This is a genomic window from Streptomyces sp. NBC_00237, assembly GCF_026342435.1.
GTDB lineage: Bacteria > Actinomycetota > Actinomycetes > Streptomycetales > Streptomycetaceae > Streptomyces.
Window position 1 is genome coordinate 2725363 of record NZ_JAPEMT010000001.1, and the last position, 21687, is coordinate 2747049.

The following is a 21687-nucleotide window of genomic DNA, read 5'->3' on the forward strand; positions in this document are numbered from 1 at the left end:
CCCCCCGAGCACGTACCGGAGTTCGTCATGCCCAGAATCAGCGTCCGCACCGCAGCCGTCCCGGTCGCCGCCACCGTCGCCGCCCTGCTGCTCTGCTCCTGCTCGGCAGGAGCGGGCGCGGGGCAGCAGGCGAAGACCGACGGCGCCGCGAAGAAGGAGTCCAAGCTCGCCGCCATCATCGGTACGGCGAAGGAGAGCGCGGGCCCCGCCCCCGAGGTCCCCGGCGCCCAGAAGGGCGGCACCCTCAAGGTCCTCAACGTCAACGACTACACGCACCTCGACCCGCAGAAGATCTACAGCGGCGAGACCTACAACACCTCGCTCCTCTGGGGCCGCCAGCTCACCCAGTACCAGGTCGTGGACGGCAAGCCCAAGCTGGTCGGCGACCTCGCCACCGACATCGGGAGGTCCTCCGACGGCGGCAGGACCTGGACCTTCACCCTGAAGGACGGCGTGGCCTGGGAGGACGGGCAGCCGATCACCTCGAAGCACGTGAAGTACGGCATCCAGCGCACCTTCGCCCCCGGCTTCGAGGCGGGCCCCTCCTACTGGCCCACCTGGCTCACCGGCACCCCCGACCTCACCGCCGCCCGCACGGTGTACGGCGGCCCCCAGGACGGCGACCTCAAGGCCATCGAGACCCCCGACGACAAGACGATCGTCTTCCGCTTCCCGCAGCCGCAGGCCGACGTGTCCTTCATGGCCACCCAGTCCTCGTCGTCCCCGGTCCGCCCCGACAAGGACACCGGCTCCGGCTACGACATCAAGCCGTTCGCCTCGGGCCCGTACAAGATCGTCGAGCACAGGAAGAACCAGTCGCTGACGCTGGAGCGCAACCCGCACTGGAAGGCGGAGACCGACCCGATCCGTCACCAGTACGTCGACGGCTACGAGTTCGGCTTCGGCAAGAAGGCCGTCAACTCAGGGCAGGAGATCCTCTCCGGGAACGGGGACGGCGCCCGCACCGCCTCCACCGACCGCGACGGCACCGCCCCCGAACTCTTCAGCGTCGTCGACCGCGACCCGAAGAAGAAGGAACTCCTCGTCGAGGGCCGCCGAGGCGCGTACACCGCGTCCCTCGCCATCAAGAACAGCCGGGTCACCGACCCCGAGGTCCGCAAGGCCATCCACTACCTCTTCCCCCGCGAGCAGGCCCGCCAGGTGATGGGCGGCCCGCGCCTCGGCGAGATCGCCACCACCCTCTCCTCGCCCGCCGTCGCGGGCTGGGAGAAGTACGACCTCTACCCGGTCGCCCCGCAGGGCGACATCGCCAAGGCCAAGGAGCACCTCGCCAAGGCGAAGCAGAAGGTCACCACCCTGACGTACGCGTACGAGTCGAACCCGGTGTACGACCGCGTCGCCCAGGTCCTCGTCGAGGCGTTCGGCAAGGCCGGGATCAAGCTCGTCACCAAGCCGATGACCGACGCCGCCTTCACCGAGCAGGTCTTCCGCGGCCCCGCCCCGTACGACCTGTGGCTCCAGACCAACTCGGTGAACTGGCCGACCCTCTCCACGCTCCTCCCGGAGGGCTACTACGGGAAGCTCGACGCCCTGGAGAACTCCATCCGCTACGACAACCCGGAAGTCGACAAGGAGATCGACCGCATCCGCACCATCCCCGGCATCGAGGAGAAGACCAAGGCGCTCGTCGCCCTGGAGCGGACCGTGATGAAGGACGTCCCGGTCGTCCCCTTCCTCAACTCCGCCACCAGCCAGGTGCACGGCAAGGACGTCGGCGGCGCGGCCATCCACCCGATCTACGGCACGGTCTCCCCGGCCTGGCTGTACCTGAAGAAGTGATCCGCGACCTCTCCGGAGACCTGATTCCATGACCGGCTACGTCCTGCGACGTGCGCTCCAGGCGGCGGCGGTGCTCCTCGTGATCACCGCCGTCACCTTCGGGCTCTTCCACGCAGCCCCCTCCGACCCCGCCCTCACCGCCTGCGGCCCGCAGTGCGACAGCGCCCAGGTCGCCGAACTCCGCATCTCGATGGGCCTCGACCAGCCGATCCTCGCCCAGTTCGCGGACTACCTGCGCGGACTCTTCCTCGGTCGCTCCATCCGCGACCTCGACGGCACGGTCCTGGACTGCGCGGCCCCCTGCCTCGGCTACTCGTACGTCCTCCAACAGCCCGTCCTCGAAGCGGTGCTGGAGCACCTTCCGGCCACCCTGTCGCTGGCCGCCGGAGCCCTCGTGGTGATCGTCGTGCTCGGCGTCGGCGTCGGCTTCACCGCCGCGCTGCGCCGGGGGAGCGCCACCGACCGGCTGCTGTCCGGCTTCACCCTGGTCGGTGCGAGCGTGCAGATCTACTTCCTGGGCTACGTGCTCCAGTACCTCCTCGTCTACACGACGGGCCTCCTGCCGGTCCCCGGCTACACGCCCCTCGGCGAGGACCCGGCCGCCTGGCTCACCGGGCTGCTGCTGCCGTGGCTGGTCCTGGGCTTCGTCAACGCGGCCGTCTTCGCCCGCCTCTCCCGGTCCCAGCTCCTGGAGACCATGCACGAGGGGTACGTGAGGACCGCGCGCGCCAAGGGGATGAGTGCGGTCCGCGCCCACCTGAAGTACACGGCGCGGGGCGCGTCCGGGCCGCTGGTGCAGCTCCTGGGGCTGGAGGTGGGGGTGCTGTTCGGCGGGGCCTTCATCACCGAGACCGTGTTCGGGATCAGTGGGGTGGGGCGGCTCGCCGTCGACTCCGTCCTCCAGAACGACCTGCCGACCGTCGTCGGCACCGTCCTGCTCGCCGCGTTCTTCGTGGTGGTGTTCGTCGCCGTCGCCGACCTGGTGGTGGCCCGTCTCGACCCGAGGGTGAGGCTCGCATGACCGCCGTACTGGCTGCCCGGGACCTGTCCGTCGCCTTCACCGGGAGGGAGGGCGAAGTGACGGCCGTCGACCGGGTCTCCTTCGAGCTGATGCCCGGGGAAGTCCTGGGCCTGGTGGGGGAGTCGGGCTCGGGGAAGTCGACCGTCGGGCTCGCCGCGCTGGGGCTGCACGATCCCGTAAGGACCCGGATCGGCGGAAGCCTGACGGTGTGCGGCACACAGGTCGTGGGTGCTCCGGAGGCGCGGGTGCGGGCGCTGCGGGGCGATCGGATCTCCATGGTCTTCCAGGATGCCCTGGCCGCGCTCTCGCCGTTCCATCCGGTGGGGGAGCAGGTCGCGGAGGCGTACCGGCTGCACCATCCGGCGGCTTCCCGAGCCGAGGCGCGGGAGCGGGCGGGAGCGATGCTGGAGCGGGTCGGGATTCCGGCGGCGCGGGCGCGCGAGTATCCCCATCTCTTCTCGGGCGGGATGCGGCAGCGGGTGATGATCGCCATGGCGTTGGTGAACGACCCCGCGGTGGTCGTGGCGGACGAGCCGACGACCGCGCTCGATGTGCGGGTGCAGCGCCAAGTGATGGATGTGCTGGGGGAGTTGGTGGCCGACAGTGGTACCGCTGTGCTGCTGGTGACCCACGATGTGGGTGTCGTCGCGGAGCGCGCGGACCGGATGCTGGTCATGCGGGGCGGGGTGCTCCTGGAGGAGGGGCCGACGGGGAAGCTCCTTGCGGACGCGAAGCATCCGTACACGAGGGCGTTGATCGGGGCGGCGCCGACGATGGAGTCGGTGCCGGGCACGCGGTTGGCGACGGTGGACGAGCCGTCGCCGTCGGCGGTGCCGGTGCGGGGGGCGGGGCCCGACGCGGGGGCGGTGCTCGCCGAGGTGAAGGGGCTGCGAGTGGAGTTCCCCGTGGCCAGGCGGCTGTTCGGGCGTCGGCCCGAGCCTCGGGTGGCGGTCCGGGACGTGTCGTTGCGCATCGCCGAGGGGGAGACGCTGGGGCTGGTCGGCGAGTCGGGGTCGGGGAAGTCGACCACCGCTCGGGTGCTGGCGGGGTTGCAGCGGCCGACCGCGGGCACGGTGCGGGTGGCGGGGCGGGACATCTCCGGGGCGGCTGATTCAGCTTCCCTGCGGAGGGAGTTGAGCCGGGAGGTGCAGTTGGTCTTCCAGGACCCGTACGCCTCGTTGAATCCGCGCCGGACGGTGGAGCAGATCGTCACCACGCCGCTGACGGTTCACACCTCGTTGGACGCTTCCGAGCGGCGGGAGCGGGCGGCGGAGCTGTTGACGCAGGTCGGACTGAGCCCTGACCAACTGCCGCGCTACCCGCATGAGTTCAGTGGCGGGCAACGGCAGCGGATCGGGATCGCGCGGGCGCTGGCGGTGCGGCCGAAGCTGATCGTGGCGGACGAGCCGGTGTCGGCGCTGGACGTGTCGGTGCAGGCGCAGGTGCTGAATCTGCTGATGGACCTGCGGGACGAGTTCGGGCTGTCGCTGCTGTTCGTGTCCCACGACCTGGCCGTCGTACGGCACTTCTGCGACCACGTCGCGGTCATGCACCAGGGTGAGGTGGTGGAGAGCGGGACGCGGGAGGAGGTGTTCGGGGGGCCTCGGCACGCGTACACACGGGAGTTGTTGGCGGGGGGCATCTTCAGTCCGTCCGGCGTCTGAGGACGCGCGGCGAAGCCATGCAGGGGGCGAGGGGCGTAGCCCCAGGTAGGGACGGCAACCCGGTCGAAGGTGCCCGCCGGGCGGTCCCGGGTCACCAGGCTAGCGTGGGGACAAAACTTGTGAAATCTTTCACAAGCCCTCAAGGGGCTTTAGTCCCTGGGTGTTCGCGCAGGTCACAGGGGGTTGAGTGGAGGAAGTCGGCAATTCGTAAGGACCTTCGGCCTGCCGGTTGAGGGCATTCGTCGATCATTTCCGGGCCGTGACAGGAGTGGAATGGACTCGTCAGCAAGAAGGCCGCAGCGAAGGAGTACCTGTCATGCAGGCCCAGGAGATGGTTGACGGACTCGTCCAGGGGGCACTCGAAGCGCTCGCCGCGTTCGAGGGGCTCGATCAGGAGCAGGTCGACCACATCGTCAAGAAGTCCTCCCTCGCGGCGCTCGCCGCCCACGGAGACCTGGCCCGGCAGGCCGTCGAGGAGACCGGTCGCGGCGTCTTCGAGGACAAGGCCGTCAAGAACCTCTTCGCCTGCGAGCACGTCACGAACTCGATGGCCGGTCTCAGGACCGTCGGCGTCGTCCACCGCGACGAGCTGAACGGCATCACCGAGATCGCCGAGCCGGTCGGCGTGGTCTGCGCGATGACCCCGGTCACCAACCCGACCTCGACCACGATCTTCAAGGCCCTCATCGCCCTGAAGACCCGCAACCCGATCGTCTTCGCCTTCCACCCCTCCGCGCAGAAGTGCTCGTCCGAGGCCGCCCGCATCGTCCGCGACGCCGCCGTCGCCGCCGGAGCACCCGAGGACTGCGTGCAGTGGATCGACGCCCCCTCGATGGAGGCGACGGGGCTGCTGATGAACCACGACGGTGTCTCCACCATCCTCGCCACCGGCGGCAACGCCATGGTCACGTCGGCCTACTCCTGCGGCAAGCCCGCCCTCGGCGTCGGTGCGGGCAACGTTCCCGCGTACATCGCCAGGAGCGGAAAGCTCCAGCGGGCCGTGCACGACGTCGTGCTGTCGAAGGCATTCGACAACGGGATGATCTGCGCCTCCGAGCAGGCCGTCATCCTCGATGCCGAGATCTACGAGGCGGGCATCGCGGAGTTCGAGCGGCTGCACGCGTACGTCCTGAGCGCCGCCGAGAAGACCAAGGTCGAGGAGTTCGTCTTCGGGACGACGGCGTACGCCACGAACTGCGGCGGCGCGAAGCTGAATGCGGCTGTTGTCGGCAAGTCGCCCCAGTGGATCGCCGAGCAGGCCGGGTTCGAGGTTCCCGAGGACGCTTCGATTCTCCTCGCCGAGTGCGCGGAGGTCGGTCCGGCCGAGCCGCTCACGAGGGAGAAGCTGTCCCCGATCCTGGCCGCCCTGAAGGCCGACGACACCGAGCACGGGCTGCGACTGTCGGCCCAGATGGTCGAGTTCGACGGGCTCGGGCACAGCGCCGCCATCCACACCGAGGACGAGGAGCTCGCCGAGGAGTTCGGCAGGCGCGTCAAGGCGGTCCGCGTCATCGTCAACGCGCCCTCCACCTTCGGCGGCATCGGCGACGTCTACAACGCCTTCCTGCCCTCGCTGACCCTCGGCTGCGGCTCGTACGGACACAACTCGGTCTCCAACAACGTGACCGCGGTGAACCTCCTCAACATCAAGCGGATCGGACGGCGCAACACCAACATGCAGTGGTTCAAGGTTCCGCCCAAGATCTACTTCGAGCGCAACTCGCTGCGCTACCTCGGTGAGATGGCCGGGATGAAGCGCGTCACGATCGTGACGGACAAGACGATGAGTGCGCTGGGGTTCGTCCAGAAGGTCACCGACATCCTGGGCGGCCGTGAGGACCGCGTCGTCCTCCAGGTCATCGACACCGTCGAGCCCAACCCCGAGCTGGAGACCGTTAAGGCCGGTGCCGCGCTGATGCGGGACTTCAGGCCGGACACGATCATCGCGCTCGGCGGTGGGTCGCCGATGGACGCGGCGAAGATCATGTGGCTGATGTACGAGCGGCCCGAGGTCGAGTTCGCGGACACGAAGGAGAAGTTCTTCGACGTGCGGAAGCGGGCCTACAAGTTCCCGGCGCTGGGGGAGAAGGCGCAGCTGGTGGCGATTCCGACGACCTCGGGGACGGGGTCGGAGGTGACGCCGTTCGCGGTGATCTCCGATCCGAAGGCGGCGCAGAAGTACCCGCTGGCGGACTATGCGCTCACTCCGAACGTGGCGATCGTCGACCCCACGCTGCCGATGGGGCTTCCGGCGAAGGTCACCGCGGACTCGGGCTTCGACGCTCTGACGCACGCCACTGAGGCGTATGTGTCGGTGTACGCGAACGACTACACCGATGGGCTCTGCCTGCAGGCGATCAAGCTGATCTTCGAGAACCTGGAGCGGTGTGTCGTCGACGGGGCGAACGACCCCGAGGCGCGCGAGAAGATGCACAACGCGTCGACCGTGGCGGGGATGGCCTTCGCCAATGCCTTCCTGGGGCTGGTGCACGCGATGGCGCACACGCTGGGGAACACCTTCTATGTGGCGCACGGGCGTACGAACGCGCTGCTGCTGCCGCACGTGATCCGGCACAACGGGCAGGTGGCGGCGAAGGCCACGCCGTGGCCGAAGGCCGAGGTCTACCAGGCGCCGGAGCGCTTCCAGGCCATCGCGAAGGCGCTGGGGCTGCCGGCCTCGACTCCGGCGGAGGGCGTGGAGTCGTACGCTCGCGCGGTGGAGGAGCTGCGGGCCCGGTGCGGGATTCCGGCGAGCTTCCAGGAGGAGGGCGTCGATGAGAAGGCGTTCTTGGCGGCGCTCCCGCAGCAGGCCCTCAACGCCTACGCCGACCAGTGCGCACCGGCCAACCCGCGGATGCCGATGATCGCGGACATGAAGAACCTCATGACTCGGGCCTACTACGGGAAATAGCCCGAGCCCCGCTGGGCGGGTCGGCCGACCCGTCGGTGTTGGGGGAGCCGGGGGGAGAGGACTGCTTCGCAGCCTCTCCCCCCGGCTCCTGCTCGGTTCTACCTCTTCGGCCAGTACCAGAGGGGTTCGTCGAGGGGGCCCTCGCGGCCGGAGACCGTTGTCTGGCCGAAGTCCTTGGTCAGCTCGATCGTGTTGAGGTCGATCCGGGCCCGGCGGGTGCCCTCCAGCAGGGCGTCCGCGAGCGGGCGGGCGTGGGTGACCACCACCAGCTGGACCGTGCGGCCCGCCGTCAGGATCAGGTCCGCGAGCGGGCGGAGCAGGTCCGGGTGGAGGCTGGTCTCCGGCTCGTTGAGGACGAGGAGGGTGGGCGGGCGGGGGGTGAGGAGCGCCGCCACCCAGAGCAAGTAGCGCAGGGTGCCGTCGGAGAGTTCCGGGGCGCCCAGCGGGCGGAGCAGGCCGTGCTGGTGGAGTTCCAGTTCGAAGCGGCCGCCGTGCGAGGCGACGGAGACCCGGCTGCCGGGGAACGCGGAGTCGATCGCCTCGTCCATCGCGGCGTGGTCGCCGATCTCGCGGATCGTCTGGAGGGCCGCCGCGAGGTCGGAGCCGTCGGCGCTCAGGACCGGGGTGCGGGTGCCGATCTGGGCGGAGCGGGCCGGGGCGTGGGCGTCGGTCCTGACATGGTCGTAGAAGCGCCAGTTGCGGATGCGTTCGCGCAGGAGGAGCAGGTCCGGGGCGAGCTGGGGGTCCGCGACCTCGCTCAGCATGCTGTCGTACGGACGGATCTGCCCCTGCGAGCGGTGCCAGTCGCCGGACGCCGTCCGCACCCGTACGGCAGGGCCCGAGCGTTCCGAGAGGAGCGCCGCCGGGCGCAGCACCGGGCCCGCCCAGGTGCACTCCCGCTTGATCTCCGGGTCCGCGCCGAACATCGAGTGGGCGTCGGGCGGCTGCTGGCCGAAGTCGATCGCGTACCCGAACTCGTCGCCCGCGAAGCCCAGGCGCAGGTTCACCGGGCCCTGGGGGGCCGTCCCCTGCACGGGGTACAGGCCCTCGCGGACCGCGCGGCCGATCTTCTCCGGGCCCGCCCAGAGGGTGGAGTTCAGACCGCCCTCGCGGGCCAGGGCGGCGACCGCTCCGTTGCGGGAGGAGTCGGCGAGCAGGCGCAGGGCGCGGTAGAGGCTGGACTTGCCGGTTCCGTTCGCGCCGGTGACGACGTTGACCCGGCCGAGTTCGACGATCAGTTTGCGCAGGGAGCGGTAGTTCTCGACCGCGAGGGTGGTGAGCATGGGGCGAGTCTGCTCCGTTCGGGCCGGGGCGGTTCGGGCCGGGTCGGCCAGGGCGATGCCGGTCAGGACTCCGGGTGGTCCTCGGGGGCCAGGAAGCGGCCCATGGGGAGGACCGGGCGGCCCCAGGTGCTGGCGAGGACCTGCCCGGCCAGCAGGTACGTCGCCCCTGCCGCCGCGCACAGCCCCGCCCAGCCAGCGATCCGGTTCCAGCCGACGATGCCGGTGAAGCCGAAGCAGGTCATCCCGATGAAGACGACCAGGACGCAGGTGAAGGTGAGGAGCAGGGCCAGGTGGATGCGGAAGCAGGCGAGCCACAGGACGAAGACGACGAAGACCCAGGGGAGGGCGAAGAGGCCGTTCACGTCGCCGCGCAGGGCCGGGTCCGTGGCAGGGAGCACCCACTGGATCAGGACCGCCTTGGCGCACCAGAAGAGGCCGAAGCCGCCGAAGACCGTGGCGTGCCAGGTGTCGCCGCGCTGCGCCTGGAAGAGACCGGCGAGGAGCTGGGCGAGGCCGCCGACGAAGAAGCCGACGACCGGGAGGACGGAGTGGGCGAGCTTCTCCGGGAAGACGCCCGCGTCGATGCCGGTGGCGATGATCGTGACCACGATGAAGCCGGTCAGGCCCAGCGGGCCGAGCTGGGCCTGTGCCGTCGGCTCCATCCGTTTGACGGAGACCGCCTGGGCCGCGGGCCCCGAACGGTGCCCCAGCCCCAGGTTCACGCGCGGTGCCCGGTGTCCAGGGTCGCCCCGCCGGTGCCGTCCGCGCGGTCGTCCGGGTCGGTGTCCAGCAGGACCTCCTCGGGCGAGGGCCTGCGCAGCGACGCCACCGCCATGGTCAGGGCCGCGCCCACGACCGCCCAGGCGGAGAGGACGAGCAGCGGACCCGTGACGTTGTTGCCCTTGAAGTACGCGATCGAGCGCGCCACCCACGTCGCCGCGCCCGGCGGCAGCGCGGGCCCGATGGAGCGCCAGAAGCCCGGCAGCATCGGGCCGGGGAACGCGCCGCCCGCACTCGGGTTGCCGCCGATCACGATGATCAGGATGGCCAGGCCGATGCCGACCACGCCGAAGATGCCCTGGAGGGCGAGCGTGAGGGCGCCGACCGCGAAGACCGTGAGCGCGCCCAGACCCCACAAACCCCACATGCTGCCGGGCAGCGCACCGAGGACCGGACCGGCGATCACCGCGCCGAGGAGGCCGGAGACGACGGAGTACAGGGCCATCGCGCCGAGCCGGATGGCGGCCCGCTTGCGGTTCGCCGGGCGGGCGCCCGCACTGATCGCCAGGATCGCCGCGCACAGGTAGCCGCCGACGCACCAGCCGACCACGAGGTAGAAGGAGCTGAGCCCGTTCGCGTCCTGCGCCGAGGCCGGGGCGATGTCCTTGAAGGTGACCGTCCGCCGCTGCGACGTCGCGACCTCGGTGAAGATCTGCTCCAGTGCGCGGGTCTCGGAACCGCCCTGGCCGGAGGCGACCAGGAGGGTGTCCTGGGTGCCGCCCCTCGGGTCCACCAGGAGCGTCGCGTCGATGTCGCGGTTCAGCATCTCGTCGCGGGCCGCCGCCTCGGAGGCCAGGGGGCGCGGGTCCAGGGGGGAGCCGGGCAGCTTGCGCAGCTGCTCCGTGAACTGCTCCGCCGCCCCGCCCGGCGCGACCACGGCCACCTTGATGTCCCGGGGCTTGGGATGGTGCAGAGCGCCCACGTACGAGGTGATGAACAGCAGTTGCAGGGCCAGGCAGCCGATGACGAGCAGTGCGGCTCGCGGGGTCACGGCGTGCTTCAACTCGTCGGCGAATCTCATGTCCCCACGCTGCTGGGGCAGGCCGCTTCCCGCAGGTGGGGTGGGCCGTACGGGTGAAGGGGGAGGGGTGATTCCGGTTGTGCGGAGTACGTGCCGGTGTGCGGTGACACGGCTCGTGGCGAGGGACGACCCAGCAGCGTGATCCAGGACATGGACCTGCCGGCCGATGGAGGATCTCCGATGAAGTTCAGCTACGTGATGCTGCCTGACTACCCGCTCCAGGACTCCCTCGCCTCGATCCGGCTCGCCGACGAACTCGGCTTCCACGCCTGTTACGCCGCCGACGAGACCTGGCACAAGGACATGTGGTTACTGTTCGCCGCCGCCGCGGGGCAGACCCGGAACATCCGCTTCGGGCCGAGCCTGTCGTCTGTCGTGCTGCGCGAGCCGACCCTGATCGCCCAGTCGCTGGCCACCCTCGACGAGCTTTCCGGAGGGCGCGCCGAGGGCGTGCTGTCGTGCGGGAACTTCGGGCTGCTCGCCCAGTACGGCATCGACTGGGCGAGGACGAAGCCGCTGTCGCGCACGAAGGAGGCGCTGCACGTCGTACGGACCCTGCTGGACGAGGGCACGATCACGTACGACGGCGAGTTCTTCTCGTACGACGGGCTCTTCACCTTCGCGCGGCCCGTGCAGGAGCACCTGCCGGTGCTGCTCGGCGCGATGCGCGGGCCGAAGTCCTTCGAGGCGGCGGGCGAGCTGTCGGACGGCTGCCACCACGCGCTCAGCTACACGCGGGAGGCGTACGACTACGCCGTCAAGCACCTCAGGATCGGTGCGGAGCGTGCCGGGAAGGACTGGCGGAGCCTCGACATCGGGGCGTGGGTGGTCTTCGCGACCGACCGGGACTCCGCGAAGGCGAAGGAGGCGGCCCGCTCCATGGTCGGCATCTACGCCTCCTCCATGCCGGAGGAACAACTGCGCCGCAACGGCGTGGACCCGGCCGAACTCAAGCCGGTCATCGAGGCGATCGCGGCGGGAGACCTGGCGAAGGGCATCGAGCTGACCTCGCCGGAGGTCGCCGAGAAGCTGTCGGTGTCGGGGACGCCCGAGGAGTGCCTGGAGAAGATCCGCACCGAGATCGAGCCCGCCGGGGTCAACCACATGATCTGTGCGATCACCGACAGTGGGCTGGTGAAGGCGTTCACCGGGCGGGAGCTGGCGGGCGTGGCGGACGTGGACGCCCAACTCCGGCTGATCCACGACGAGATCATGCCGCACTGGAAGTAGGGCGACCCGTCAGGGACGCGGGGAACTGCGCGACCGGCCGCGACCGACCCGCACAGTTCCCCGCGAGCTCACAGGTCAGCGACCGTGCCGCCCGCCTGCGGCAGAGCGCTTGCGCACCGAGCCGAACATCACCGCGGCGCCGAGCGCCAACACCGCCGCGCCGCCGACCGCGATGTACGGGGTGGTGGAGTCGCCACCGGTCTCGGCGAGGTTCTCGTCGGGCTTCGCCGGGGTGGCGGCGCCGCCCTGCGGGGCCGGGGCGTTGGCGTCCGTACCGGCGGACGGGGTCTGCGGGGCGGCGGTCCGCACGCCCGCGCCCGTCTTGTGGTCGCTGTCGCCGTGGCCCTTGTGCTCGACCGTCGACTTGCCGGCGCCCGCGGCTATGTCCTGGTCGGACGGCGCGGAGGCGACGGGGGCCGGGGGCGTGGTGCCCGCGCCCGCCTCCGGGCCCTTGCCGCCGGTGTCCTTGCCGAAGACCACGTCGGAGCAGGTGTAGAACGCCTCCGGGCTGTCCGAGCGCTGCCACACGCTGTAGACCAGGTGGCGGCCCGACTTCTGGGGCACGTTGCCCTCGAAGACGTAGTCACCGGCCTCCATCTTCGGGTCGGTGACCGAGGCGAAGGGCTTGGCCTCCAGGTCGGACCACTTCAGGGGCTTCGCCGGGTCGTAGCCGTCCTTGGTGACGTACAGGTAGAAGGAGCCCTTGTGCGGGGCGGTGCCCTTGTAGCGGAAGGTGTGCTTGCCCGCCGCGAGCTTCGAGGACGGCCAGTCGGCGCGCGGCAGGTCCAGGCCCTTGTACTTGTCGTTGCCCGCGGAGCACAGCTTGCCGTCGGGGATGAGGGCCTTGTGGTTGCCCGCCGCGTTCGCGATGTTCACCGCGTTCCAGTCGTAGAACGCCTGGGCGCCGCTGGCGGCGACGGCCGCCTTGCAGGCCGCCGACTTCGGGCTCTCGGGGCCTTCCGCGTAGCAGGCGGAGACCCGGCTGACCGGGTCCGTCATGGAGCCGTGCGCGGCGGCCGGGGAAGCGGCGAGCCCGGTCAGCGCGAGCGGCGCGAGGCCCAGGGCGGCGACGGTGGCGGCTTTGCGGCGGGCAGCGGTCCGACGAGCAGCGGTCATGGTGCGGAACTCCTTGGCAGGGGACGTGTGCGTGGCTGGAGGAGAGGGGGGAGATCTCCCCCGGCGCAACAGCACGCTAGACCCCGGAATCCGCGGAATTCCTTGCGAGGAGCGGGTGATGGTGATCTTTATGGCCCGCTTAAGGAAGCGCTCATCGACGGTTAAGAAGGCGCCCGGAATGGGCAGTTCCGGCCATGCTGATGCTGCGTCACACCACTCGTCGGGACCGTCACACTCACTGGTGCCGCCGCTCCGGCCGCCGGTACCGTCACACCACCCACCGGTACCGTCACACCACCCACCGGTACCGTCACACCCGCCGGTACCGTCACACCACCCACCGGTACCGGCGCTCCGGCCGCCCCGTCCCCCCGTACCGCAGCGTCACCTCGGCCCGCCCGGTCGTCGTGAAGTACTCCAGATACCGGCGCGCGCTCACCCGCGACAGCGCCCCGCCCTCGGCGCACTCCGTCGCCGACAAGCCCTCCGGATGCGCCCGCAGCGTCCGCTCCACCAGCTCCGCCGTGTGCGCGGCCAGGCCCTTCGGCAGCTCCCGCGACCCCGGCGGGCGCGTCCCGAACAGCTGGTCCACGTCCTCCTGCCGGGCCTGCCCGTGCACGGAGAGGGCGTCGAACCGGGTGCGCAGCGAGGCCACGTGCCGCAACTGCTCGCGCAGCGCCGCCTGGTGGAACGGTTTGATCAGGTAGTGCAGCGCCCCGGCCCGCAGCGCCGCCCGTACGATCCCCGCGTCCCGCGCCGCCGTGATGAACAGGGCGTCGGCCGTCGGCCGCCCCGCGTCCAGCGCCTCCGCGGCCCGCAGCTCACGCAGCACGTCGAGGCCGTCCATGTCGGGCAGATACACGTCCAGGAGTACGAGATCGGGGCGCAGCCGCTCGGCCGCGCGCAGGGCGTCGCCGCCGGAGTGGGCCACGCCGACCACCGTAAAACCGTCCATCGCGGACACGCAGCGGCTGTGGACCTTCGCCACCATGAAGTCGTCGTCCACGACCAGCACATTCGTCACCCGGCGAAGGCTAGGCGCGCGACCACAAGGACCACAACGTCCGTTGGTTCCGGAACGGCGACAGCTCCTTAACGCACCGGCAACATGAGCGCACCCCCTCCCCGTAAAGACCCCGTAGAACAACCCCCGAAGAACTGAAGAAAGGCGGCGCCCGTGCGATTGCGCACCCCCCTCGCCCTGGCCGGGGCGGCACTCCTGGTGCTCGTGGGGCCACCGCTGCTCACCACGGGCAGCGGCTCCGACACCGGCACCAAGATCCCCGGCCTGCGCTTCATGGTCCCCAACGCCCCCGGCAGCGGATACGACGTCACCGCCCGCACCGCCGTCAAGAACGCCGAGGAGCACGAGCTCGCCGACGGCGTCGAGGTCTTCAACCTCCCCGGCGCGGGCGGCACCGTCGGCCTCGCCCGGCTCGTCGCCGACCACGGCAACGGCAGGTCCGTGATGTCGATGGGCCTGGGCGTCGTGGGGGCCGTCCACTCCAACAAGGCCCCCAAGACCCTCGCCGACACCACCCCCATCGCCCGGCTCACCGAGGAGCAGGACATCGTGGTGGTCGGCAAGGACTCCCCGTACAAGTCGATCAAGGACCTCGTGGCTGCCTGGAAGGCGCACCCGGCGAAGGTCCCGGTCGGCGGCGGGTCCTCGCCCGGCGGCCCCGACCACCTCGCGCCGATGCTGATGGCGCGCGCCGCCGGGATCAAGCCGAAGGACGTCAACTACGTCCCCTTCGACGGCGGCGGCGAACTCCTCGCCTCCGTCCTCGGCAACAAGGTCGCCTTCGGCGTCTCCGGCGTGGGCGAGTACCTCGACCAGATCAAGGCCGGTGAGCTGCGCCTCCTCGCGGTCACCGGGGCCAAGCGGGTCCCCGGCCTCGACGCGCCGACGCTGCGCGAGTCCGGCATCGACACCGCGTTCACCAACTGGCGCGGGATCGTCGCACCGCCCGGCCTCACCGACGCCGAACGCACCAAGCTGATCGGCCTGTTCGAGAAGCTGCACGCCTCGAAGGGATGGCAGGACTCCTTGAAGAAGAACGGCTGGGACGACGCCTTCCTCACCGGGGACGAGTTCGGCGACTTCCTCGACAAGGAAGACAAGCGCGTCGACTCCGTCCTGAAGGAGCTCGGGCTGTGAACTCCCTGGAGAAATCCCCCAGTTCGATGGACACGTCGAAGCCTCCGGCGCCCCCCGCCGGACGCGCCGCCTGGCTGCGCGAGCACTCCGAACTCGGCGTCAGCGTCCTGCTGTTCGGCATCGGCGTGCTCGTCCTCACCGACGCCCTCACCCTGCACGTCGAAATCGCCCAGCGCGGCCCGGTCGGCCCGACCACCGTGCCGGTCGTCGTCGGCGGCGCCCTGCTCCTGGTCGCCGTACTGCTCGCCGTGGACGTCCTGCGCGGCGGACGCGGCGAGGCCGAGGGCGGCGAGGACATCGACCTCTCCGAGCCCGCCGACTGGCGTACGGTCCTGCTCCTCGCCGGGGTCTTCCTCGGCAACGCCGCACTCATCGGCCCGCTCGGCTTCCCGATCTCCGGCGCGCTCCTCTTCTGGGGCTCCGCGTACGCGCTCGGCAGCCGCCACCACAGCCGGGACCCGCTGATCGCCGCCGGTCTCGCCCTCTTCACCTACTTCGTCTTCAACAACCTGCTGGGCGTCCCGCTCCCCGGCGGCCCCCTGATGGGAGTGCTGTAAACCTCATGGACTCCCTCAGTTCCCTGATGGACGGTTTCGGAACCGCCCTCACCCCGATCAACCTCCTGTGGGCCGCCCTCGGTGTCCTCCTCGGCACCGCCATCGGCGTGCTCCCCGGCATCGGCCCCGCGATGGCGGTGGCGCTGCTGCTCCCCGTGACGTACGGGCTCGAACCCACCGGCGCGTTCATCATGTTCGCGGGCATCTACTACGGCGCGATGTTCGGCGGCTCGACCACCTCGATCCTCCTCAACACCCCCGGCGAGAGCGCGGCGGTCGTCGCCGCCATGGAGGGCCACCCGATGGCCAAGGCGGGACGCGGCGCGCAAGCCCTCGCCGCCGCCGCCATCGGCCACTTCGCGGGCGGCATGATCGGCACGATCCTGCTGGTCGCCCTCGCCCCCGCGGTCGCGGCCCTCGCCGTCGACATCGGCGCACCCGACTACTTCGCGATCATGGTGCTCGCCTTCATCGCGGTCACCTCCGTCCTCGGCTCCTCCCGCATCCGAGGCATCGCCTCCCTCCTCATCGGCCTCACCATCGGGCTCGTCGGCCTCGACCAGATGACGGGGCAGTCCCGTCTCACCTTCGGCTCCCTCGAACTCGCCGACGGCGTGGACGTCGTCATCGTCGCGGTCGGCCTCTTCGCGATCGGCGAGGCCCTCTGGGTCGCCGCCCACCTCCGGCGCGGCGGCGCGGAAGCGATTCCGGTCGGCCGTCCGTGGCTCGGCAAGGCGGACGTCAAGCGCACCTGGAAGTCCTGGCTGCGCGGCCCGCTGATCGGCTTCCCGTTCGGCGCGATCCCGGCGGGCGGCGCGGAGATCCCCACCTTCCTCTCGTACGTGACGGAGAAGCGCCTCTCGAAGCACAAGGACGAGTTCGGCAAGGGCGCCATCGAGGGCGTCGCGGGCCCGGAGTCGGCCGCCTCCGCGTCCGCCGCCGGAACCCTGGTCTCCATGCTCACCCTGGGCCTGCCGACCACCGCCGTCGCCGCGGTCATGCTGGCCGCCTTCCAGCAGTACGGAATCCAGCCGGGCCCGCTCCTCTTCGAGCGGGAACCCGAGCTGGTCTGGGGCCTCATCGCGTCCCTCTTCGTCGGCATGGTCCTGCTCCTGGCGCTGAACCTCCCCCTCGCCCCGCTCTGGGCCAAGCTGCTGCGCATCCCGCGCCCGTACCTCTACGCGGGCATCCTCTTCTTCGCCTCGGTCGGCGCGTACGCGGTCGGCGGCGAAGCCCTCGACCTCGTCGTCCTGCTGATCATCGGCCTGATCGGCTTCGGGATGCGGCGGTACGGACTCCCGGTCCTGCCCGCGGTCATCGGCGTCATCCTCGGCCCGGCCGCCGAACAGCAGTTGCGCCGAGCCCTCCAGATCAGCGACGGCAGTGTGACGGGCCTGGTCAACACGCCCTTCTCGATCACCGTGTACGCGATCGTGCTGCTGCTCCTGGCCTGGCCGTTGCTGCGAAAACTCCCCTCCCCACGCCACCGCTGAGCGGACCCTTCCCTCCTCCGCCTCGCGCCCTGGGGCGGCGGGGCCTTTGCCTCGCCCCCTTGGGCGGCGGGGCGGTTGCTTCGCTTCGCCCCCTTGGGCGGCGGGGCCGCTCACCCAGCCCCCTGGGAGGCGGAGCCTTCCCTCTCCGCTTCCGCCTAGCCTCCTTGCCCGCCCGTTCCGCCCCCGGGGGCGGAACGGGCGGGCAAGGAGGCGGCCCCCTCCGCTCCGGGCCCACCCCGGAGCCGCCCGCCTTTACCTCACCCGATGGGTGCGCCGCACCCGGGTGCGCCTGCGGCGGGCTGCCCCAGACCCACCCCTTCACCTAAACTCGCGAGGCTTGGGGGTCCGTGCGTACGGGCGCGTTGGGGCTGGGCGCGCAGTTCCCCGCGCCCCTAAAGGGGCGCACCCTCCCAGCCCCAGCGGAGCCGGGTGCATACGCGCGGTGGAGCCGCACAGTGACACAGCCCCGCGTCCCAACCGCTCAGGACCGGCTGTCAGTGCCGGATGCCACCATTAGGGCATGAAGCTCGAAAACCGGCATTCCGCGCCCCCACCCCGGCACACCGAGGGGGTCGACGTCCACCTGATCCTGCGCCGGGGCGCGGACGTGCTGCTGGCCAGGCGCGCCAACACGGGATACGCGGACGGGCTGTTGAACAGCCCGTCCGGGCACGTAGAGGACGGTGAGGACGTGCGTACGGCGACGACCCGATCGCGTACGAGGAAGCGGTGAGGGACCGCAAGGTGCCACTGCGCGAGTCCGGAACCTCCGGCTCGCTGCACCACGTCGAGCTCTGGGTGCCGGACCTGGCGGCGGCGGAGCACAGTTGGGGCTGGCTGCTCGGCGAGCTGGACCACGTGCCGTACCAGAACTGGCCGGACGGGCGGAGCTGGCGGCTCGGGAACACGTACGTCGTCCTGGAGCAGTCGCCCGCCCTGCTCGGGGACCGGCACGAACGCCGCGCCCCCGGCCTCAACCACCTCGCCTTCCGCATCCGCGACGCGGCGGCGCTGGACGCGCTGGTGACCGCCGCCCCGGAGCACGGCTGGACCCTGCTCTTCCCGGACCGGCACCCGCACGCCGGAGGGAGTGGTCACCGCGCGGCATACCTGGAGGACCGATACGGATACGAGGTGGAGATCGTGGCCGACAACGACCGGTAGGGGAACGGGTATGCGGTTGGATGGGCCGCATGAGACACGGAGCGCGGAGAGCGTCCGCGGTGCTGCTGCTTCCCCTGCTGCTGACCGCGTGCGGGTCGGAGGTGTTCGGCGGGGCGCAGGCGGACCCGGCCGAGCTGAAGAAGCGGGCGGGGGAGTCCGCGCTGGAACACGTCTACGTCACCGAGATACCCGGGTTCACGCTCGCCGAGCAGTCCGTCAACGTCATCGGCCACGACGGCTTCTCGGGGACGTACGTGTCGCAGCGGGGCGCGCGGGTCCAGCTCTCCGTCGATCGCGGAAAGCTGCCGGAGAACGGCTGCGAAGGCTGCGTGAAGGACGGCGACCACTGGTACAGCTCCACCGGCGGCGAGAGCGTGTACCAGCGGGCCGAGGACGGACACGTCGTGCGCCTCGTCGGCTCGGACGGGGCCGACCGGGCCACCCTCAGGACCGCCGCCGAGAAGGCCCACCACGCGAGCCCGGAGGAGATGGACGCCGTACTGCCCGAGGCGCGCCCGGCGGGCGGGGCCGTCGTCGAGCGGGGAGACCTGCCGCCGAACGGCGACGGGGCTCCCCGCAACGACGTGGGCGTCAGCGGCTGACCAGCAGGTCGGTGAACTCCGGCGTCCGGGCGGCCAGTTCGAGAGCGTCGAGGGTGCGGGACGCCTCGGCCGCCGCCTCGGGGTCGCGCGCGTCGAGACCGCTCTCGGCGAACTCGTCCTCGTCCAGCCGTAGCACGCTGGAGCCGTCCGCCGAACGCCACAGGTCGAGGTCCAGGTCTTCCACCTCGACCGTTCCGTCGGGGTGCACGACGGCGGGCCGGGCCACGTCGCAGTACCACCCCTTCAGCGTGCCGTCCCCCGACCTGACCTCCTTCACCGCGTACCAACGGTCCCGCCAGTAGTGCTCGACGAAGACGTCGCCGGGCGCGAACCGCACGAAGCCGAAGTCCTTGACGGTGTCCCGCGCCCAGGAAGCCCGGACCACGAGGTGGGTGCCGTCGTCGGACAGCAGCTCCGCCGGGTAACGGATCTTGAGCCTGCCCGCCTTGGTGAGCGCGATGTGCGTCTGCTGAGCGGGCTGCTCACCCGAGGGAGCGGACATATTCGACCTCCGTGGTGCCGTGTTCGTATCCGAACCAGGTGTTGACGGCCCGCATGGGCCCGTTCGCGTCGTCGTTGCTGGTGATGGCCAACCGGAACCCCGCCGCGCGGGCCTTGCGCAGCGAGTGCACCTTCACGGCCTTGGCCAGGCCCAGCCCCCGGAAGTCCCGGCGGACGCCGGTCATCCCGGACTTGTAGCGGGAGTCGTCGTCCGCGTGGGCCGTGGTGAAGGCGGCGATCCGTCCGTCGGGGGCGACGGCGACGGTGGAGAGCCCCGGTACATGGAGCGGATCGTTCCAGTCGTGGGCCAGCCAGTCCTCGTAGTCGTCGAGGACGACCTGCACGGAGTTCGGCTCGTCCTGGACGACTTCGGCATCCGCTTCGTACAGGGCACGCGGGTCGTCACCGAGAGACACCGTGTCGCGGAGCACGAACCCCGCGGGCAGCGGCGGCGGTCCGGGCAGCCCGCCCGCCGTCAGGTCGAGTCCCAGGAAGTGGAGCGAGTGCCCGGTGAGCGCCCACCCGCGCTTCTTCGCGAAGGCACGCCCCTGCTCGTCCAGCGCCCAGACGCGCAGGGTGACCGCCCCCAGCCCGCTCACGTACTCCTCCGCGTACCGCAGCAGTGCCGAACCGATGCCGCGCCGCCGGTGGCCGGGAGGCACGAGCACACCGGCGAAGGCATGACCGGGCTCGGTGGCCTGATGGTCGATCCCGACCCGCAACACCCCGGCCACCTCCCCGCTCCCGCCGTCCTCCGCGAGCACGAGCCGGTACTCCGAGTCCGGATGGGCGCGGGTCACGCCGGTCTCGACGGATTCGGCGGTGGTCAGGTTGAAGGGGAGGAGAAGTCGGCGGACCCGGAGCACGCTCTCGGCGTCGGAGGTGCCGGGACGGTACTCGCGGATGATCGTTTCGGCGCTCACGACCGGAGAGGGTACGCACGGGAGCCCCCGGGCGCCTCCCCTTTACCGGGTCTACCGGGCGGCGTCGGCCTGCCGGGCAGCGCCGCCCGGAGGGCCGCCGAGCGTGCGGGTGTACTCGACATCCGTGGCGAAGTGCTCGTACCCGAACCAGGTGTTGACGGCGAGCATCGGCGCGTTCTCCTGGTCGTTGGTGGTGAACGCCTCCTCGTAGCCCGCCGCTCGGGCCCTGCGCAGGGAGTCGGACTTGACGGTCTTCGCGAGCCCGAGCCCCTGGAACTCCTTCCGGACCCCGGTGAAGTTCGAGGAGTAGCGCGTCCCGCGATCCGTGTCTGCCAGCGCGAAGGCGGCGACGCGGCCGTCCTCGGTGCGGACGAGGGAGGTGAGGCCGTGGTCGAGGAGCGGGGCGCGCCAGGCGCCGTTGAGCCAGTCCTCGTAGTCGTCGAGCACCGACGTCACCGAGCCCGGCTCGTCGAGGGCGGCCGCCGCGTCGGCCTCGAAGAGGGGGCGCGGGTCGTCGCTGATGTCGGCGGCGCTGCACAGGCTGAACCCGGCGGGCAGCGGCGGGGGTTCCGGAAGCGTCGCGTGCGCCAGGTCGAGGCGCTGGTGGTGCACGGAGTGCCCGGGGGACCAGCCGCGCTTCTCGGCGAAGGCCCGGTCCCGCTCGGCCACCGCCCAGGCGTGCAGGGTGCTCACGCCGAGACCGGTCAGATACGCCTCGGCCCGGCGCAGGAGCTCGGAACCTATGCCGCGCCCCCGGTACGCGGGGTGCACGTGCGGAACGCCGAAGGCGTGGCCCGGCTCGGCGCTCGTGTAGTGCAGACCTGCGTGCAGGGAGCCGACGACCTCGTGGGTGCCGGGGTCCTCGGCGAGGAGGAGCCGGTACTTGCCCGCCGGGTTGGCGGTGGCCATGCCGAGGGAGACGGCGGCGGGGACGGTGACGACGAAGGGGGCGGTGGCCCGGCGGAGCCGGACGACGGACTCGGCGTCGGTGGAGTCGGGGCGGTAATCGCGAATGATCATGTGCATTGCCGGTGAGGGTATCCGGGGGCCCGATGAGTCACAATTCCTTTTGTGACCTTGAAGATTGTCGTGGACTTCGAAGATTCCGCAGCCCCGTACGAGCAGCTTCGCGCGCAGATCTCGGAGCAGGCCCGCTCCGGGGCCCTGCCGGTGGGCTACAAACTGCCGACCGTGCGCGGGCTGGCCGCCGACCTGGGCCTCGCCGCGAACACGGTCGCGAAGGCGTACCGGGCGCTGGAGGGCGACGGGGTGATCGAGACCCGGGGCCGCAACGGGACGTTCGTGGCGGCGGCTGGGGACGCGGCGGAGCGGGAGGCCGCTGCGGCGGCACGGGAGTTCGCGAAGCGGGTACGCAGGCTCGGCCTGAGCCGGGAGGCGGCGCTCGGGGCGGCGGAGGATGCGGTGCGGGCGGCGTACGAGGGCTGAGGGCCCCGTCGGGG

The 21687-nt window shown here is 71.1% G+C and carries 18 protein-coding genes and 1 pseudogene; 11 read left to right on the forward strand and 8 right to left on the reverse strand.

Going from position 1 to position 21687, the window contains the following annotated elements; translation table 11 throughout:
• The first annotated feature begins 27 nt into the window (after nt 1-27).
• From OG897_RS12050 to adhE, 4 genes are all read left to right on the forward strand, one after another.
• Nucleotides 28-1800, forward strand: a complete 1773-nt coding sequence (locus OG897_RS12050; RefSeq protein WP_266655608.1) for an ABC transporter substrate-binding protein — start codon at nt 28-30, stop codon at nt 1798-1800.
• 28 nt (nt 1801-1828) lie between these two features.
• Entirely contained in the window at nt 1829-2821 is a 993-nt protein-coding gene (locus OG897_RS12055) for an ABC transporter permease (RefSeq protein ID WP_266655610.1), read from the forward strand.
• Entirely contained in the window at nt 2818-4485 is a 1668-nt protein-coding gene (locus tag OG897_RS12060; RefSeq protein ID WP_266655612.1) for an ABC transporter ATP-binding protein, read from the forward strand. Before OG897_RS12055 ends, OG897_RS12060 begins: the two co-directional genes overlap by 4 nt.
• A 316-nt stretch (nt 4486-4801) precedes the next feature.
• Nucleotides 4802-7396 (forward strand): bifunctional acetaldehyde-CoA/alcohol dehydrogenase, encoded by a 2595-nt coding sequence (gene adhE, locus OG897_RS12065; protein ID WP_266655613.1) that lies wholly within the window; start codon nt 4802-4804, stop codon nt 7394-7396.
• A 98-nt stretch (nt 7397-7494) separates the two neighbouring features.
• Here the strand turns inward: adhE and OG897_RS12070 are convergent, their stop codons facing one another.
• From OG897_RS12070 to OG897_RS12080, 3 genes are all read right to left on the reverse strand, one after another.
• Nucleotides 7495-8679: an AAA family ATPase gene (locus tag OG897_RS12070; RefSeq protein WP_266655614.1), complete on the reverse strand. Its 1185-nt coding sequence runs from the start codon at nt 8677-8679 to the stop codon at nt 7495-7497.
• A gap of 62 nt (nt 8680-8741) precedes the next feature.
• Nucleotides 8742-9341: an acetate uptake transporter gene (locus OG897_RS12075; protein WP_266655615.1), complete on the reverse strand. Its 600-nt coding sequence runs from the start codon at nt 9339-9341 to the stop codon at nt 8742-8744.
• A gap of 56 nt (nt 9342-9397) precedes the next feature.
• Entirely contained in the window at nt 9398-10480 is a 1083-nt protein-coding gene (locus tag OG897_RS12080; RefSeq protein WP_266655616.1) for a DUF3533 domain-containing protein, read from the reverse strand.
• Nucleotides 10481-10660: 180 nt separating this feature from the next.
• Here OG897_RS12080 and OG897_RS12085 point away from each other — a divergent pair, with 180 nt between their 5' ends.
• Nucleotides 10661-11710 carry an LLM class flavin-dependent oxidoreductase gene (locus tag OG897_RS12085; RefSeq protein ID WP_266655618.1) on the forward strand — a complete coding sequence of 350 codons (1050 nt, stop codon included), beginning with the start codon at nt 10661-10663 and terminating at the stop codon, nt 11708-11710.
• Nucleotides 11711-11785: 75 nt separating this feature from the next.
• On the opposite strand, the gene OG897_RS12090 is transcribed toward OG897_RS12085, so the two are convergent.
• Together OG897_RS12090 and OG897_RS12095 are read right to left on the reverse strand one after the other, a co-directional pair.
• Nucleotides 11786-12826 carry a lytic polysaccharide monooxygenase gene (locus OG897_RS12090; RefSeq protein WP_266655620.1) on the reverse strand — a complete coding sequence of 347 codons (1041 nt, stop codon included), beginning with the start codon at nt 12824-12826 and terminating at the stop codon, nt 11786-11788.
• 328 nt (nt 12827-13154) lie between these two features.
• Nucleotides 13155-13817 (reverse strand): response regulator, encoded by a 663-nt coding sequence (locus OG897_RS12095; RefSeq protein ID WP_266656776.1) that lies wholly within the window; start codon nt 13815-13817, stop codon nt 13155-13157.
• Nucleotides 13818-14003: 186 nt separating this feature from the next.
• On the opposite strand from OG897_RS12095, the gene OG897_RS12100 reads away from it, so the two are divergent.
• From OG897_RS12100 to OG897_RS12120, 5 genes and pseudogenes are all read left to right on the forward strand, one after another.
• The gene (locus OG897_RS12100) at nt 14004-14987 is read left to right on the forward strand and encodes a tripartite tricarboxylate transporter substrate binding protein (protein ID WP_266655622.1); all 984 of its coding nucleotides are present in this window, start codon (nt 14004-14006) and stop codon (nt 14985-14987) included.
• 26 nt (nt 14988-15013) lie between these two features.
• Nucleotides 15014-15544, forward strand: coding sequence for a tripartite tricarboxylate transporter TctB family protein (locus OG897_RS12105; protein ID WP_266656778.1), 531 nt, complete (start codon nt 15014-15016; stop codon nt 15542-15544).
• Between the two features lie 5 nt (nt 15545-15549).
• Nucleotides 15550-17037 (forward strand): tripartite tricarboxylate transporter permease, encoded by a 1488-nt coding sequence (locus OG897_RS12110; protein WP_266655624.1) that lies wholly within the window; start codon nt 15550-15552, stop codon nt 17035-17037.
• 544 nt (nt 17038-17581) lie between these two features.
• Nucleotides 17582-18201, forward strand: a pseudogene (locus tag OG897_RS12115) (VOC family protein); the annotation flags it as partial.
• 59 nt (nt 18202-18260) lie between these two features.
• A complete protein-coding gene (locus OG897_RS12120) occupies nt 18261-18803 on the forward strand; it encodes a hypothetical protein (protein ID WP_266655626.1) in 543 nt (180 codons plus the stop codon).
• Here OG897_RS12120 and OG897_RS12125 read toward each other — a convergent pair.
• From OG897_RS12125 to OG897_RS12135, 3 genes are read right to left on the reverse strand one after another with little or no spacing between them, the layout of a single operon-like run.
• On the reverse strand, nt 18793-19305 hold the full coding sequence (locus OG897_RS12125; RefSeq protein ID WP_266655628.1) for a DUF402 domain-containing protein: 513 nt from the start codon (nt 19303-19305) through the stop codon (nt 18793-18795). The genes OG897_RS12120 and OG897_RS12125 overlap by 11 nt on opposite strands.
• Nucleotides 19286-20227, reverse strand: a complete 942-nt coding sequence (locus OG897_RS12130; RefSeq protein WP_266655630.1) for a GNAT family N-acetyltransferase — start codon at nt 20225-20227, stop codon at nt 19286-19288. The genes OG897_RS12125 and OG897_RS12130 overlap by 20 nt, the downstream gene beginning before the upstream one ends.
• A 51-nt stretch (nt 20228-20278) precedes the next feature.
• A complete protein-coding gene (locus OG897_RS12135) occupies nt 20279-21253 on the reverse strand; it encodes a GNAT family N-acetyltransferase (RefSeq protein ID WP_266655632.1) in 975 nt (324 codons plus the stop codon).
• Between the two features lie 45 nt (nt 21254-21298).
• Between OG897_RS12135 and OG897_RS12140 the strand changes: the two genes are divergently transcribed.
• Nucleotides 21299-21673, forward strand: coding sequence for a GntR family transcriptional regulator (locus OG897_RS12140; RefSeq protein ID WP_266655634.1), 375 nt, complete (start codon nt 21299-21301; stop codon nt 21671-21673).
• Nucleotides 21674-21687: the final 14 nt, after the last annotated feature.

Excerpts from the sequence above, each read along its gene's own strand:
- OG897_RS12050 (WP_266655608.1), top strand. The coding sequence starts at position 28 with ATGCCCAGAATCAGCGTCCGCACCGCAGCCGTCCCGGTCGCCGCCACC.
- OG897_RS12055 (WP_266655610.1), top strand. The coding sequence starts at position 1,829 with ATGACCGGCTACGTCCTGCGACGTGCGCTCCAGGCGGCGGCGGTGCTC.
- OG897_RS12060 (WP_266655612.1), top strand. The coding sequence starts at position 2,818 with ATGACCGCCGTACTGGCTGCCCGGGACCTGTCCGTCGCCTTCACCGGG.
- adhE (WP_266655613.1), top strand. The coding sequence starts at position 4,802 with ATGCAGGCCCAGGAGATGGTTGACGGACTCGTCCAGGGGGCACTCGAA.
- OG897_RS12070 (WP_266655614.1), bottom strand. The coding sequence starts at position 8,679 with ATGCTCACCACCCTCGCGGTCGAGAACTACCGCTCCCTGCGCAAACTG.
- OG897_RS12075 (WP_266655615.1), bottom strand. The coding sequence starts at position 9,341 with ATGGAGCCGACGGCACAGGCCCAGCTCGGCCCGCTGGGCCTGACCGGC.
- OG897_RS12080 (WP_266655616.1), bottom strand. The coding sequence starts at position 10,480 with ATGAGATTCGCCGACGAGTTGAAGCACGCCGTGACCCCGCGAGCCGCA.
- OG897_RS12085 (WP_266655618.1), top strand. The coding sequence starts at position 10,661 with ATGAAGTTCAGCTACGTGATGCTGCCTGACTACCCGCTCCAGGACTCC.
- OG897_RS12090 (WP_266655620.1), bottom strand. The coding sequence starts at position 12,826 with ATGACCGCTGCTCGTCGGACCGCTGCCCGCCGCAAAGCCGCCACCGTC.
- OG897_RS12095 (WP_266656776.1), bottom strand. The coding sequence starts at position 13,817 with ATGGTGGCGAAGGTCCACAGCCGCTGCGTGTCCGCGATGGACGGTTTT.
- OG897_RS12105 (WP_266656778.1), top strand. The coding sequence starts at position 15,014 with ATGGACACGTCGAAGCCTCCGGCGCCCCCCGCCGGACGCGCCGCCTGG.
- OG897_RS12110 (WP_266655624.1), top strand. The coding sequence starts at position 15,550 with ATGGACTCCCTCAGTTCCCTGATGGACGGTTTCGGAACCGCCCTCACC.
- OG897_RS12125 (WP_266655628.1), bottom strand. The coding sequence starts at position 19,305 with ATGTCCGCTCCCTCGGGTGAGCAGCCCGCTCAGCAGACGCACATCGCG.
- OG897_RS12135 (WP_266655632.1), bottom strand. The coding sequence starts at position 21,253 with ATGCACATGATCATTCGCGATTACCGCCCCGACTCCACCGACGCCGAG.